This is a genomic window from Leifsonia xyli subsp. cynodontis (genome assembly GCF_050632205.1).
GTDB lineage: Bacteria > Actinomycetota > Actinomycetes > Actinomycetales > Microbacteriaceae > Leifsonia > Leifsonia xyli_D.
The window spans coordinates 2,129,944-2,143,395 of sequence record NZ_CP192578.1; the positions used below are offsets into that span (position 1 = coordinate 2,129,944).

The following is a 13,452-nucleotide window of genomic DNA, read 5'->3' on the forward strand; positions in this document are numbered from 1 at the left end:
GGACTCGACGGGGGCGGGCGCGACGGGGGCGGACGCCGCGGCGGGGCGCAGGTCGCGGGCGAGCGAGAGCACGCGGGCGGACGCGTCGGCGACACGGTCCGGCGCGATGCGGCCGGCGGCGACGGCGGACGCGATGGCGTGCTCGATCTCGGCGAGCTGGCCGTCGGTGTTCTCCGTGCCGATGCAGAGCAGGTCGCAGCCCGCGGCGAGCGCCAGCACCGCCGCCTCCGGGATCCCCCGCGAGCCGCTGGCCCCGTGCATGTCCAGGGCGTCGCTGACGACCACCCCGTCGAAGCCGAGCTCGCCGCGCAGCATCCCCCCGATGATCGCCGGGCTGAGCGTCGCGGGCAGCGCGGCATCCAGCTGCGGGAGCAGGATGTGCGAGGTCATGACCGCCCGCGCACCCGCCGCGACGACGGCCCGGAACGGCACCAGCTCGCGCTCGCGCAGCTGCGCGGCCGACAGGTCGACGACCGGCAGCTCGAGGTGCGAGTCGGCGGCGGTGTCGCCGTGGCCCGGGAAGTGCTTCGCTGCCGCGGCGACGCCCGCGGACTGCAGCCCCCGCGTCCACGCCGCCCCGTGCTCCGCCACGACCTCGGGCGACGAGCCGAAGCTGCGCACGCCGATGACCGGGTTGTCCGGGTTGGAGTTGATGTCGATGTCCGGCGCGAAGTCCAGGTTCACGCCCGCCCGGCGCAGCTCCTCCCCACCCGGCGCGCGACCCGCTCGGTGTACCCGGCGTCGCCGAGCCGGCCCAGAATGGCGTTGCCCGGGTAGGGCGAGCCGCTCTCGTAGTACAGCCGCGTGACGTCGCCGCCCTCCTCGTCGATCGCGACGATCGCATCCGGGTTCGCGGCGTAGATCGCCTCCGTCAGCGCGCGCAGCTGCGCCGCCGAGGCGATGTTCTGCCCGAACAGGCACACGCCGCCGAGGCCGGCGCGCAGCCGCTCCTCCAGCCACGACGGCAGCGTCGTCCCGACGAAGCCCGGGAGCAGCGTCGCCGCGATGCTGCGGCGCAGCTCCGGGTCGGTCAGGGCGGTGTCGGCGACGGACGCGCCGCTCACCCCTTCACCGCCCCGCTGACGAGCCCGCTCGTCATCCGCCCCTGCACGATGAGGAAGAAGATGATCACCGGCACCGCGACCAGCGTCGAGGCGGCCATCACCTGCCCCCAGTCGGTGGCGCGGGAGGCGGACTGCTGCACGAAACCGCGCAGCCACAGCGGCAGGGTCGCGCTGCTCGACTGCGGCAGGATGACGAGCGCGACGGTGAACTCGTTCCACGCCTGCAGGAACGCGTACACACCCGACGCGACGAGCCCCGGTGCGAGCAGCGGGAAGGTGATGCGCAGGAACGCCTGCGTGCGGCTGAGCCCGTCCACCATGGCCGCCTCTTCGAGGTCGGCGGGGATGCCGGCGACGAAGCCGCGCAGCATCCAGATCGTGAACGGCACGACGGCCGCGATGTACAGGATGCTGACGCCGACCACCGTGTTCAGCAGGCCGAGCGTGCCCATCAGCTTGTACTGCGCGATGAACAGCCCCTCCGCCGGCAGCATCTGGATGAGCAGCACCGCGAGCACGAACGACCGCCGCCCCCGGAAGCGGAACCGGCTGATCGCCAGAGCCGCCAGGAACGCGAAGGCGAGGCAGCACACGACCGTGATGAGCGCGACGGCCACGCTCATCCCGAGCGCCGGGAAGAACGTGCCGCCTTGCACGACGGCCATGAAGTTGTCGAACGAGCCGCCGAAGGGCAGCCAGGTGGGCGTGGTGTTCTGCAGGATGACGTTCGGCAGCAGCGACGAGTTCACCATCCAGTAGACGGGGAACACCCAGATCAGCGCGAGCACGATCCCGAGTGCCCCGAGCAGGATGCGGGATGGGCGGATGCGGCGGGTCACGATTCGTCCTCCTTGAGAAGGTGGCGCACATAGAACCAGCTGAGGGCGACGGTGAGCACGAGCACGAAGACGCTGACGGCTGAGGCCATCGCGAAGTCGCTCGAGCCGACGCCGAGCTGGTAGATGTAGGTGCCGAGCAGGTTGGTCTCGCTGGCGATGGAGCCCTTGTCCTGCAGCAGCTTGATCTGCGCGAACACGCGCAGGTCCCAGATGATCTGGAGCAGCAGCACGATGCCGAGCACCGGCCGGATGATCGGCAGGATGATGTACCGCAGCCGCTGCCATCCCCGCGCGCCGTCCATCTGCGCGGCCTCGACGACCTCCGTGGAGACCTGGGTGAGCCCGGCGTAGACGGAGAACGCGACGAAGGGGACGCTCATCCACGTGACGATCACCATCGCGACGAAGAAGAACGAGAGCGGGTTCTGCAGCCAGTTGTGGTCCTGGAAGTCGAGACCCCACGACGTCAGCACGTAGTTGACGACGCCGCGGCGCCAGTCGAACAGCCAGTTCCAGACGGTCATCGCCGCGACGACGGGCATCGCCCAGGCGAGCAGCAGCGAGATCTGCAGGATGATGCGCACGGCGCGGTTCACCGCGTTCATGAGCAGCGCCATCCCGACGCCGATGACAACGGTCACGAACGCGGTGACCAGGCAGAAGGCGATGGAGCGCGCGACGACCACCCAGGTGTAGCCGTCGGCGAAAAGAGTGATGTAGTTCTCGAACCAGACGAAGTCGGCCGGCTTGCCGAACTGCTGGGCGAGGCCGAAGTGCTGCAGCGAGGTGATCAGCTGCCAGACGACCGGGTAGCCCAGCGCGACGAGCAGGATGACGATCGCGGGCAGCAGCAGCGCGTACGGGGTGATCCGTCCGCGGCGGCGGCGGGGCTGGTCCCGGGCCGGCGGCGGGGCCGCGGGCAGGATGAGGCGGGTGTCCTCGGTGGCGGTCACGGACGTCTCCTTGTCGGGGTCAGGGGATGCAGCACGCCGGTCGCGCCGGACGGCGTGCCGCATCCCGCTGTTCGATCGGCGCCTAGCTCTTGACGTTGAGCAGGGCGTCGATCTTCTTGTCGTACTCCTGCGCGAGCGCCTTGAGGTCGGACGCGTCACGGATCTTGGAGAAGAACTCCTCCATCACGTTGCCCGCCTCCACCGACGCCCAGCCGGGAGCGGCCGGGGTCAGCTTGGAGTTCGACGCCGACTCGATGAGCGCCTTCGCGAACTGGTCGTCGCCCAGCGACGAGGTGTACTTCGCGTTGGCAGGGCCGAGGCCGTTCTTGCCGAGCATCTCCTGGTACTCCTTCGAGAAGATGATCTTCAGGAGCGTCTTCGACAGCCCCGGCTCCTTGGTCTTCGCCGAGATGCCGATGTTGGAGCCGCCGGCGAACACCGGAGCCGGCTTGCCGTCGTTACCCGGCAGGACGTAGGTGCCGAAGGTGGCGTCGTTCCAGGTGCGGACCGGCTTGCCGTCCTTCTGCGACAGGTCGCCGATCGACCAGTGCGCCCATCCGGGAGCCATGATCGTCGCCGCGGCGAGGGAGATGTCCCCCGTCTTGTTGCCGTTCGCGTCCAGGGTCTGGTCGGTGTCGTTCAGGTAGATGTACTGGTTCGAGTCCTTGGCGTCGTTCGGCGCCTTGGATGCGTTCTTGTACAGGTCCTGGAGCTGCTGGAGGCCCTTCAGCGAGTTCTCCGACTCCAGGGTGGCCTTCCACTTCGAGCCGTCCTTCTTGGCGATGTCCCCGCCGTTGGCGAAGATCCAGGAGATGCCGTCGCGCCAGTCCTGACCGCCGAGGAAGAAGCCCGAGAAGTTGGCGATGCCCTTCGGGTTCTTCGCCGTGATGTCGGCGACGGAGGTGTTGAACTGGTCGAGCGTGGTGGGCACGCTCACGCCGGCCGCCTGGTAGACGTCCTTCCGGTAGAACATGTAGCGCGAGCCGAAGTAGTACGGCAGCGTGTAGTTCTTGCCGTCGACCTTGCCCGCGTCGACGAACGACTGGAGCAGGTCGCTCCCGCCGAGCTGCTTGTACATGTCGGAGATGTCGAGGAAGGCGCCCACGTTGGTGAACGTCGGCGACTGGGTGTTGCCCATCTCGGTGACATCCGGCGTGTTGTTGGCGTCCGGCAGGGCGGTGGTGAGCTTGGTGACGATGTCGCCCCAGTCCTGCTGCTCGATCTTGAGCGTCGCGCCCGTCTCCTTGGTGAACTCCGTCTTGAGATAGGTGCGGAGCGCATCCGGCGTGTCGGAGCCGACGAGCCACAGGGTGACCGTCTTGCCCTTGCCATCGGTGCTGGCTCCGCTCGAGGTGCCTCCCGACGCGCATCCGGCGAGCACGAGAGCGGAAGCCGTAGCCACAGCGGCGAGGCCGACGAGCTTTCTCTTCATTGCTGGTTCCTTTCTTGGGTGGTCAGTCAGTGTGTGCGGGTGCAGCACACCGTCGGTGCAGGGGTCGTGTTCCGGGTGGTGCTGTGTCAAGAGACCCCGAGACGTCCGGAGAGGACGAGTACGGCCGCGCCGCGGAGGACGATGTCCTGCCCCTGCGTGGTCATCCGGAGGGACAGATCGGCGTGGTTCTCTGCCATCGTCCGGTTCCGGAGCGTGTGGACGGTCGCCTCTGCGAGGGGGCCGTCGAGCAGTTCGGTCGGGCCGCTGAGCACGATCTCCGACAGGTTGAGGGCGCCGACGACGGGCGCCAGCGCGATGCCGAGCCGCTGCCCGGCCTCGCGCAGGACGGGGGTCGCATCCACGCCGGCGGACTGCGCCTCACGGATGCCGCGCTGCAGCTGCGGGACGCTGAGCCAGTGCTCGAGCACCTGATCCCGGCTGTACGTCGCCTCGAGCCCGAGGTCGGTGCCGACCATGACCTGGCCGATCTCACCGGCGGCGAAGTGGCTGCCGTAGACGAGGGCACCCGCGACGAGGAGCCCGGCGCCGATGCCGTGCCCGACCCGGATCAGCATCATGTCGCCGGCCGCCCCGCCGTAGCTGTGCTCGGCGAGCACGGCCGCGTTGGCGTCGTTCGCGACGATGACTGGGAGGCCGGTCCGCGCTTCGAGGTGTCGCTGGAGCGGGAAGTCGGCCCAGCCGAGGTTCGGAGCGGTGAGGATGGTGCCGCTCAGGTCGACGACACCGGGCGAGCCGACGCCGACGCCGAGGATGGGCGCGGTCGCCGCTGCGACGAGCCGATCGACCAGCGTGTCCACCCTGGCGAGGGCGTCGTCACCCGTGGCGGTGCGTCCGTCCTCACCGATGAGCGTCACCTCATCCGCGTGGAGGATGCGCCCGTCGAGGTCCATGACCGCCCCGCGGAAGCGGTCGTGGTCGCTGAGGTCGACGCCGACGATCTGGTGCGCGGTGCGGTTGATGTCGAGCAGCACGGCCGGCTTGCCCGGACGGGAGGCTTCGCGCTGGCCCAGCTCGATGACGAGCCCCTCGGCGAGCAGCTCGGCGACGAGGTCGGAGACCGTGACGCGGGTCAGGCCGGTCTGGCGCGCGAGGTCCGCCCGGCTCTGCTCCCCCGCGCGGTACAGGGTCTGGAGGACGAGCGACCGGTTGTGACCGCGTGCGTGCTCGGGCAGCACCTTGGCGCGCGGCCGGAGCACGCGGCCCGGGCCCAGCCCGCCGGTGCCCCCTGCACCTCCGTCGTCGTCATGTTTGTTAGTAAAGCTTACGAACAAACGAAGCGCAAGAGTCGAAATGAAGTCGTTACACCGCGGCGGCGACCCTCTCCCGGGCTCGCATGACGAACCGGTAGGGCTGTCGCGAGCCGAGAACGCCCATGAACTCGTCGGAGTAGTCGAAGCCCGGGATGAGCTCGACATCGAAGTCACGCACGATCCGCGCCAGGATGTACATCGCCTGGCGCATCGCGAACCCCTGGCCCGGACATCGCCGCTCCCCCGACGAGAACGGCACGAAGTGCGTCGCCGTCGCCAGGGACAGCGTCTCGAAGCGGGACGGGTCGAACGTCTCGGGCCGGTCCCAGAAGTCCGGATCCTTGTGGATGATGAGCGGCGTGATCGCCAAGAGGCTGCCCTTCGGCATCCGGTAGCCGCCGAGCCCGTGCGTCGCGAGCACCTCGCGGCCGATGATCGCGTACGGGGTGCGCAGGCGGAGGACCTCGAGCAGGAAGTGCCGGAGGCTGCGGAGTGTCGACGCGGAGCGCAGCGTCAGACCGTCTCCGGCCTGCAGAGCGCCGATGTCCTGGCGCAGCCGCTCGACCTCCTGCGGATGTGCCCCCAGGTAGTGCAGCGACTTGGTCAGCAGCTTGTCGAAGGGGTCGCTTCCCAGGTACAGCGCGGACAGGATCTCGCCACGGGTCAGCCGGATGGCGCGGCGGTCGGCGGCACGGATGTCGTACTTCTCGACGAGATCGGCGATATAGCTGTCCGGCCGGTCATCGCTCGCGAGGTGCCGTTCGATGACGCGGGCCACCAGACGGTCGCGGTACCGGACCGCTTGCACGAGACGCCGGTCGAACGACTTCGGAAGGCGCACCAGCTGAAGCTGCCGCGTCAGCATGGCGCGCACGATCCGGTACTTGTGGGCGTCGAGTTCCACGAAGTCCACGTCGTCGACACCCTGGCGGAAGAAGGTGAGGGACGTGATCCCGGTGGTCAGCCGCAGCAGGTCGACCGCCGCGTCGACGGGGCGCCCCGACCCGGCGACCGCCGCCCAGCGGGCGATCAGCGCATCCACCTCGCCGACGGTCACCTCTTCGATCCGGGCGGAGTCGGCGAGGTGCCGCTCGAACAGCGCCTGCTTCTCGGCCCAGCCCTGGTCGCGCCGCAGGGTGTTGAGCGAGTCGCCGGCGATGTGGTGGATGGTCGACCGCGTGTCGATCTTGTCGTACGTGCGCGCGTCGTCGCCGAGCACCTCGGCGACCAGGTCCGGGTCGGAGACGAAGAACATGTGCTTGTGGAACATCCGCACATGGACGAGCTTGCCGTAGCGGGCGGTCAGCAGCTCGGACAACGCCAGGAGGTCGTGCCTCCGCAGCTGCCGGAGGGTGCCGATCCCGAGGAACGTGCGTGGGCCAGCGGGATACGGTGCAGTCACTCGACTGAGAGTAGGGGCGCGCCGTCGCCCACCCGAAGCCGGCTCTGGCCGCAATAGTCGCGGCGCCGCGCTCAGCCGAGCAGCGCCTCGTGCGCGGCGTCCAGGACGCGGCGGGTCCGGAACTCCTCGTGGGCGGTCACCGTGAGCACCGCGCCGCGGGCGTCGTCGACGACGACGTACTGCCCGTAACGACCGTCGAACCGCCACAGGCCCGCGGGGCCCTCCCACGTGGCGATGCCGTAGCGGTCGGTCGGGGGCGTCTCACCGGTGGCTCGCCACCCGGCGTGCATCCCGTCGATCCACTCGGCGCCGACGATCCTCGAGCCGCGCCACTCCCCGCGGTCGCGGAGCAGCCGCCCGATGCGGGCCAACTCCTCCGTGCGCAGCTGCAGGCCGCTCCCGGCGACGATCCAGCCCAGCGGGCACCGAATCCACTGGGGATTGTGGATTCCCAGCGGATCGAAGAGCCGCGGCAGCAGCCAGTCGCGCACATCGCCCACCGCCGCCCCCAGCATCCTCATCGCGAGGTAGGTGCTCGCGTCCGAATACTGAAAGGCGCCGCCCGGGCCCGAGGTCGGACGCCGGAGCATCTCCTGCGCGAGGTCGGGCCAGGGCACCGGCTCGTCCGCGAACCACCGGAAGTCGATCCCGCTCGACATGGTGAGCAGGTGGCGGAGGGTCACGCCGGCCACGCCGTCGCCGAGCTCGAACTGCGGCAGGGCTTCGGCGACGGTCGTCTCGAGGGAGACGATGCCCTCATCGACGGCGATCCCGGCGGCCAGTGCGCTGACACCCTTCGACACCGAGTACAGATTCACGCGGTCGTCGCTGCGCCAACGGTGCTGCGCCTCGTCGCCGCCGACCAGGGCGTGGGCGCCGTAGACACCGAGCCCCTCGCGGTCCACGGTCTCGACGAAGCGGCGGAGGAGGGTGTCGGCGGCGGTCATGGGTCCATTCTGGCCGGGGCCACCGACAGTCCGCGCCTCCCGCGGCGGCCCGGGGCTAGGCTCCGAGGATGGCCGCTGAAACCACCTCCACCCGCACCCCCTTCTCGCTCGAAGGCTTGCGCGCGCTGGTCACCGCCTCCAGCCGGGGACTGGGCCGCGAGATCGCACTCGAACTGGCCGGGCAGGGGGCCGACGTGGTCCTCGGCGTGCGCGACCCGGACCGCTCGGCGACCCTCGTCGACGAGCTGCAGGCGTTCGGCGTGGAGGCGACCGCGATACGGATGGACGTGCTCGACCTGGACGCCTGCCGCGCCGCGATCGACACGGTGACGGCCGGACGCGGGCCCATCGACATCCTGGTCAACAACGCGGGCGGCGGGATCGACGCCCCGGCGCTCGAGGTGACGGAGGACGACTTCGAGCACGTCTGGCGGCTCAACACCCGCTCGACGTTCTTCCTCTCGCAGCACCTGGCGAAGAGCATGCTCGCGAACGGCGGCGGCTCCATCGTCAACGTGGCCTCGCAGGCCGGACTGGTCGCGCTGCCCGGCGAATCGTCCTACTGCTCGGCGAAGGCGTCCGTCATCCACCTCACCCGCTGCCTGGCCGTGGAGTGGGGGCGGTACGGCATCCGTGTGAACGCCGTCGCACCCACCTTCATCGAGACGGACGGCACCGCGGCCGCCCTCTCGGACGACGGCTTCCGCGCCGACACGCTCGACCGGATCGCCGCGCTCCACCGCATCGGGGTGCCCCGGGAGGTCTCGGGCGCCGTGGCGTTCCTCGCGTCGCCTTCCGCCTCCCTGATCACCGGCCAGACCCTCGCGATCGACGGCGGCTGGACCGCCCGCTGACGTCGCGGCCGTTCGTCGGAGATCCGCCCGGGCACCGCAGGACATTCGGCGGCGATACGTTCGAAACTCCTGCTCCACCGCTTTGCGAAGGAGATTCGAACGGCATTCTCCTTCGTCAGCAGGAGCGCGAATGCGGAAAAGGCCCGGCGGACAGCGTCCACCGGGCCCTTCGCTCTAGCCGGATCAGCCCAGGCGCGCCTTCAGGTTCTCGGCGATGGCGTCCAGGAACTCCTCCGTCGTGAGGAACTTCTGCTCGGGGCCCACGAGGAGCGCGAGGTCCTTCGTCATCTTGCCCTCTTCGACCGTCTTCACCACGACATCCTCGAGGGTGTGCGTGAAGTCGATGAGCTCCTGGTTGCCGTCGAGCTTGCCGCGGTGCGCGAGGCCGCGCGTCCAGGCGAAGATCGAGGCGATCGGGTTCGTCGAGGTCGGCTTGCCCTGCTGGTGCTGGCGGTAGTGGCGGGTGACCGTGCCGTGCGCGGCCTCCGCCTCGACGACCGAGCCGTCGGGCGTGGTCAGCACCGAGGTCATCAGGCCGAGCGAGCCGAAGCCCTGCGCGACGGTGTCGGACTGCACGTCGCCGTCGTAGTTCTTGCACGCCCAGACGTAGCCGCCCTCCCACTTGAGGCTGGAGGCGACCATGTCGTCGATCAGGCGGTGCTCATAGGTGAGGCCGGCCGCGTCGAACTTCTCCTTGTACTCGGCGTCGAAGACCTCCTGGAAGAGGTCCTTGAAGCGGCCGTCGTACGCCTTGAGGATGGTGTTCTTCGTCGAGAGGTACACCGGGTACTGACGGTCGAGACCGTAGTTGAACGAGGCGCGGGCGAAGTCGCGGATGGACGCGTCCTGGTTGTACATGCCCATTGCGACACCGGCGCCCGGCGCCTGGTAGATCTCGAACGACTGGGCCTCTCCGCCGTCGGCCGGCTGGAAGCTCATCGTCAGCGTGCCCGGGCCGTCGAAGACGAAGTCGGTGGCGCGGTACTGGTCGCCGAAGGCGTGACGGCCGATGACGATCGGCTTGTTCCAGCCCGGGACCAGCCGCGGGATGTTGGAGATGATGATCGGCTCACGGAAGACGACACCGCCGAGGATGTTGCGGATCGTGCCGTTCGGGCTCTTCCACATCTTCTTCAGGCCGAACTCCTCCACGCGGGCCTCGTCCGGCGTGATGGTGGCGCACTTGACGCCGACACCGTGCTTCTGGATGGCGTGGGCCGCGTCGATGGTGATCTGGTCGTCGGTCTCGTCGCGCTTCTGGATTCCGAGGTCGTAGTACTCGAGGTTCACGTCGAGGTACGGGTGGATGAGGGAGTCTTTGATGGCCTTCCAGATGATGCGCGTCATCTCGTCGCCGTCGAGTTCGACGACCGTTCCGTCAACCTTGATCTTGTCCATGGTTCTCCTGGGGTGTCTGCCGTTTTCAGCCGACGACAGCTTACCGGAGGACGAGAACTATCTTGACATCGAGACAATTCTTCTCGGCGAACGGTCGGATGGGCGCGACTATGCGGGTATCGTTCCCGCACGTTACCCTGACCTCATGGCTGAGTTGAGACTGGAAGAGTTGAGCGCGCGGACCGTCGTGGCGGCGAACGCGCTGACGCTGAAGCCGGGCCAGGAGCAGTTCATCGCTCCGGTCTCCTACTCGGCCGCGGCGGCCGTCGCCGACCCGAACACCTCCTGGCAGCGCGTCGTGCTCGACGGCGACGAGGTGGTCGGCTTCATCATGGGCAACTTCGATCCCCACGCGGAGCACGAGGAGTTCAAGGCGATCCTCTGGCGCATCAACGTGGATGCGGACGACCAGGGCCGCGGCATCGGCACCTTCGCCGTGCGCGCTCTCGCCGACGAGGCTCGCGCCCGTGGGCACGAGCGCCTCTACGTCATCTGGGAGTCGGGCGAGCTCGGGCCGGAGCAGTTCTTCCTGCGCAGCGGGTTCCAGCCCGTCGGCGAGACCCAGTACGGCGAGACGATCGGTGCCCTCGATCTCTGACCCGTCCGACCCTGGCGCGTCCGAGCCGGGCACGTCCGAGCCGGGCTCCTTCATCGAGCGCGTCCTGGAGGTCGTGGACGCCATCCCGCCCGGCCGCGTGATGACCTACGGGGATGTCGCGGCCGTTCTCGGCTCGCGCGCGCCCCGGATGGTCGGCCAGATCATGGCCTATTACGGCAGCGACGTGCCGTGGTGGCGCGTGGTGCGGGCCGGCGGGCATCCACCGGCGAACCACGAGCACATCGCGCTCCAGCATTACCGCGCGGAGGGCACGCCCCTCCTCGGAGTGGGGTCACCGGCCTACCGGGTCGACCTGCGGGCGGCCCGCTACGATGGCGGCGGCCGGAGTCATCCCTCCGGCCGATGAATCATTCAGTTCCGTAGTGTTCACTTCATAACAGACCCTGTCCGCCATCCCCTGGAGCTGCCGTGCCCCGCATCCGTACCGCCGGAGTCATCGCGACGACGTCCGCCCTCGCTCTGGCCCTGTCCGGATGCTCGGTGGTCGGCGCCTTCGGGCCGCACGTCTCGGCGGAGATCTTCGACACGGCGAAGGAGATGAAGGCCGCGAACACGGCGGTTTTCGGTTCGCCGAAGTTCGTCCCCGACGACGCGACGATCATCCGGGTCGACTACGACACCTCCGACGGCTCCGCGATCATGACGTACTCGTCGAAGGCGCACGTCGCGCCGGGCACCTGCGCCACGGAGGTGCCGATGCCCAAGCCGACCATCCAGGACAGCTGGTGGCCGGTCGACGGCCTGCCTGCCAAGGCCGGAGACTGCGGCGGCGGCTGGTCGGGCTTCGCGATCGGCGACCAGGTCTACGCGGCGAAGGCTCCGAACAAGTAGCTCCGCCCCCGCGGCTACGCCGGCACCGGGATCGTCAGCTCGATGATCGTGCCGAGCCCCTCGACCGAGCGCACGTCGGCCCGGCCCGACACGGCCTCCACCCGGTCGCGGATGCCCTCGAGTCCTCCGCCGGGCTCGATGCGGGCGCCGCCGACGCCGTCGTCCTTGACAAGCACGGTGACCGTCGAGTCCGTCCGCGACACCACCACGGAGCAGTTGCGGGCGCGGGCGTGCTTGGCTGCGTTGGCGAGGCACTCGGAGACGCAGAAGTAGATCGTCTCCTCCACCACCTCGGGCAGCCGCTCGGCCAGGTCGACCCGCACCTCCACGGGCAGGTGGCTGCGCATCCCGAGCTCATCGATGGCCGAGCGCAGGTCGCCGTCGGTGAGCACGGTGGGGTGGATGCCGCGGGCCAGCTCGCGCAGTTCGCGCAGCGCGTCGGCCAGCTGCTCCGACGAGCGCTGCAGGTCGCCCGCGAGCTCCTCGTCGCCGTGGGCTTCGGCCTTCGCCGTGGCGATGCGCAGGCCGATCGCCAGCGAGACGAGCTGCTGCTGGCTGCCGTCGTGGAGGTCGCGCTCGAGCTTGCGCCGCGCGAGGTAGCCTTCCTCGACGATGCGGAGGCGGGACTCGCGCAGCTCCTGGATGGTCCGCTCCAGCTTGGCCCGCAGCCGGTCGTTGTCGACCGAGAGCAGGAGCGCGGACGAGACCGCGTCGAGCAGCCGGTCGTCCTGGCTGAGCGCGACGTCGTGCTCGATGAGCGCGATCGGGCCCTGGTCGGAGTCGATGGCGAGCGTCGAGCGGCCGGGCCGGGTGGAGCTCGCGGCCTCCGGCGCGGGCTGCCCGTCGCTGGTGCCGTAGCTCTGCAGCGCCTCGTCCCACCAGTAGACACGGAGCGACGGATCGTGCAGCGTGCGGGCGAGGCTCGACTCCCACAGCGCGCGATCGACCTTGTCGCGCGCGACGATCACGAGGTCGGCGACGCGCGACCGGAGGCCGCGGGCGTAGATGACGCCGCCGACGAAGGCGGGTGGGATGAGCCCGATCGCGATCGGCGGGACGAACTGCAGCCAGCCGCCGTCCCAGCCGAGGGCGAAGCTCAGCGACTCCTGGATGGTGCCGAAGCACCAGAGCAGGATGGCGAGCGGCATGACGAAGGCGACCCGCCGCGCCGGCAGCGAGCTGGTGAACCAGCGGGCGATCAGCCGCGCGGCGACGGTCAGCATGAGCGCGAGCCCGATGAAGCGCCAGGCCAGGCCCAGCCAGTAGTCGGCGGTGTCGCTCGGCATGACGGCGTACGGGTTAGCGACGCAGCCGCATTCGGCGGGCGTCGGCGACGAGAACAGCAGGATGCCGGCCAGGCGGATCGCGAAGGCCGCCGCGACCACGATCACGACCGCGCGGTCGAACCGCGCGACGAGGCGGCCGGTCGGATAGCACAGCACCAGGACGCCCACGAGCACCGCCCACAGGTCGGTGACGGCCGCCATCCACGGCCACACCCAGCCCCACTGGCGCACCAGCGGGTACCAGGCGCCGGCCGACCAGAAGAGCGCGGCCCCCACCATGAGCCAGCCCGGCACCGGGCTGCGGACCAGGCGCCAGGCGATGACGGCGCACACCACGTAGTCGACGGCGACGGCCACGAACACGAGCGCCCAGCCGATTCCGGACGGCCGGGGCCCGTAGTCGTCCGTCAGGGCGCTGAGCACCTGCGCGAGCACGTTGGAGGCGACGGCGACGGTCACGGCGAGCGCGCGCAACGCCGTCCGCGCTCCGTGGGGCCGCTCGGACGGCGGTCGGCCCGCGTCGACGCCGGCGAGGTCGGGCCGCGCGGCGACCATG

General features: G+C 69.8%; 13 protein-coding genes and 1 pseudogene. 4 read left to right on the forward strand and 10 right to left on the reverse strand.

The window, feature by feature from the left end; all coding sequences use genetic code 11:
• Window positions 1-120: 120 nt before the first annotated feature.
• From ACQ86M_RS10500 to ACQ86M_RS10535, 8 genes and pseudogenes are all read right to left on the reverse strand, one after another.
• Window positions 121-684: pseudogene (locus ACQ86M_RS10500) on the reverse strand (glycoside hydrolase family 3 N-terminal domain-containing protein); the annotation flags it as partial.
• Window positions 681-1,064 (reverse strand): hypothetical protein, encoded by a 384-nt coding sequence (locus tag ACQ86M_RS10505; RefSeq protein ID WP_431245403.1) that lies wholly within the window; start codon window positions 1,062-1,064, stop codon window positions 681-683. The pseudogene ACQ86M_RS10500 and the gene ACQ86M_RS10505, both read right to left, overlap by 4 nt.
• Complete coding sequence (locus ACQ86M_RS10510) at window positions 1,061-1,903, reverse strand: carbohydrate ABC transporter permease (protein ID WP_431218645.1); 843 nt, start codon at window positions 1,901-1,903, stop codon at window positions 1,061-1,063. The genes ACQ86M_RS10505 and ACQ86M_RS10510 overlap by 4 nt, the downstream gene beginning before the upstream one ends.
• A complete protein-coding gene (locus ACQ86M_RS10515; protein WP_431218646.1) occupies window positions 1,900-2,856 on the reverse strand; it encodes a carbohydrate ABC transporter permease in 957 nt (318 codons plus the stop codon). The genes ACQ86M_RS10510 and ACQ86M_RS10515 overlap by 4 nt, the downstream gene beginning before the upstream one ends.
• An 82-nt stretch (window positions 2,857-2,938) precedes the next feature.
• The gene (locus ACQ86M_RS10520; RefSeq protein ID WP_431218647.1) at window positions 2,939-4,288 is read right to left on the reverse strand and encodes an extracellular solute-binding protein; all 1,350 of its coding nucleotides are present in this window, start codon (window positions 4,286-4,288) and stop codon (window positions 2,939-2,941) included.
• Between the two features lie 86 nt (window positions 4,289-4,374).
• Window positions 4,375-5,505, reverse strand: coding sequence for an ROK family transcriptional regulator (locus ACQ86M_RS10525; RefSeq protein ID WP_431245404.1), 1,131 nt, complete (start codon window positions 5,503-5,505; stop codon window positions 4,375-4,377).
• Window positions 5,506-5,608: 103 nt separating this feature from the next.
• Window positions 5,609-6,961 (reverse strand): cytochrome P450, encoded by a 1,353-nt coding sequence (locus tag ACQ86M_RS10530; RefSeq protein ID WP_431245405.1) that lies wholly within the window; start codon window positions 6,959-6,961, stop codon window positions 5,609-5,611.
• Between the two features lie 71 nt (window positions 6,962-7,032).
• On the reverse strand, window positions 7,033-7,908 hold the full coding sequence (locus ACQ86M_RS10535) for a serine hydrolase domain-containing protein (RefSeq protein ID WP_431245406.1): 876 nt from the start codon (window positions 7,906-7,908) through the stop codon (window positions 7,033-7,035).
• 68 nt (window positions 7,909-7,976) lie between these two features.
• Between ACQ86M_RS10535 and ACQ86M_RS10540 the strand changes: the two genes are divergently transcribed.
• On the forward strand, window positions 7,977-8,762 hold the full coding sequence (locus ACQ86M_RS10540) for an SDR family NAD(P)-dependent oxidoreductase (protein WP_431245407.1): 786 nt from the start codon (window positions 7,977-7,979) through the stop codon (window positions 8,760-8,762).
• A 183-nt stretch (window positions 8,763-8,945) separates the two neighbouring features.
• Here ACQ86M_RS10540 and ACQ86M_RS10545 read toward each other — a convergent pair whose 3' ends face one another.
• Window positions 8,946-10,160, reverse strand: a complete 1,215-nt coding sequence (locus ACQ86M_RS10545) for an NADP-dependent isocitrate dehydrogenase (RefSeq protein ID WP_431245408.1) — start codon at window positions 10,158-10,160, stop codon at window positions 8,946-8,948.
• Window positions 10,161-10,305: 145 nt separating this feature from the next.
• Here ACQ86M_RS10545 and ACQ86M_RS10550 point away from each other — a divergent pair, with 145 nt between their 5' ends.
• The 3 genes from ACQ86M_RS10550 to ACQ86M_RS10560 all read left to right on the forward strand — a co-directional run bounded on the left by ACQ86M_RS10550 (window position 10,306) and on the right by ACQ86M_RS10560 (window position 11,610).
• Window positions 10,306-10,758 carry a GNAT family N-acetyltransferase gene (locus tag ACQ86M_RS10550; RefSeq protein WP_431245409.1) on the forward strand — a complete coding sequence of 151 codons (453 nt, stop codon included), beginning with the start codon at window positions 10,306-10,308 and terminating at the stop codon, window positions 10,756-10,758.
• Entirely contained in the window at window positions 10,742-11,125 is a 384-nt protein-coding gene (locus tag ACQ86M_RS10555) for an MGMT family protein (protein WP_431245410.1), read from the forward strand. The genes ACQ86M_RS10550 and ACQ86M_RS10555 overlap by 17 nt, the downstream gene beginning before the upstream one ends.
• A 62-nt stretch (window positions 11,126-11,187) precedes the next feature.
• On the forward strand, window positions 11,188-11,610 hold the full coding sequence (locus ACQ86M_RS10560; RefSeq protein WP_431218655.1) for a hypothetical protein: 423 nt from the start codon (window positions 11,188-11,190) through the stop codon (window positions 11,608-11,610).
• 14 nt (window positions 11,611-11,624) lie between these two features.
• Here ACQ86M_RS10560 and ACQ86M_RS10565 read toward each other — a convergent pair whose 3' ends face one another.
• A complete protein-coding gene (locus ACQ86M_RS10565) occupies window positions 11,625-13,451 on the reverse strand; it encodes a sensor histidine kinase (protein ID WP_431218656.1) in 1,827 nt (608 codons plus the stop codon).
• Window position 13,452 lies beyond the last annotated feature (1 nt).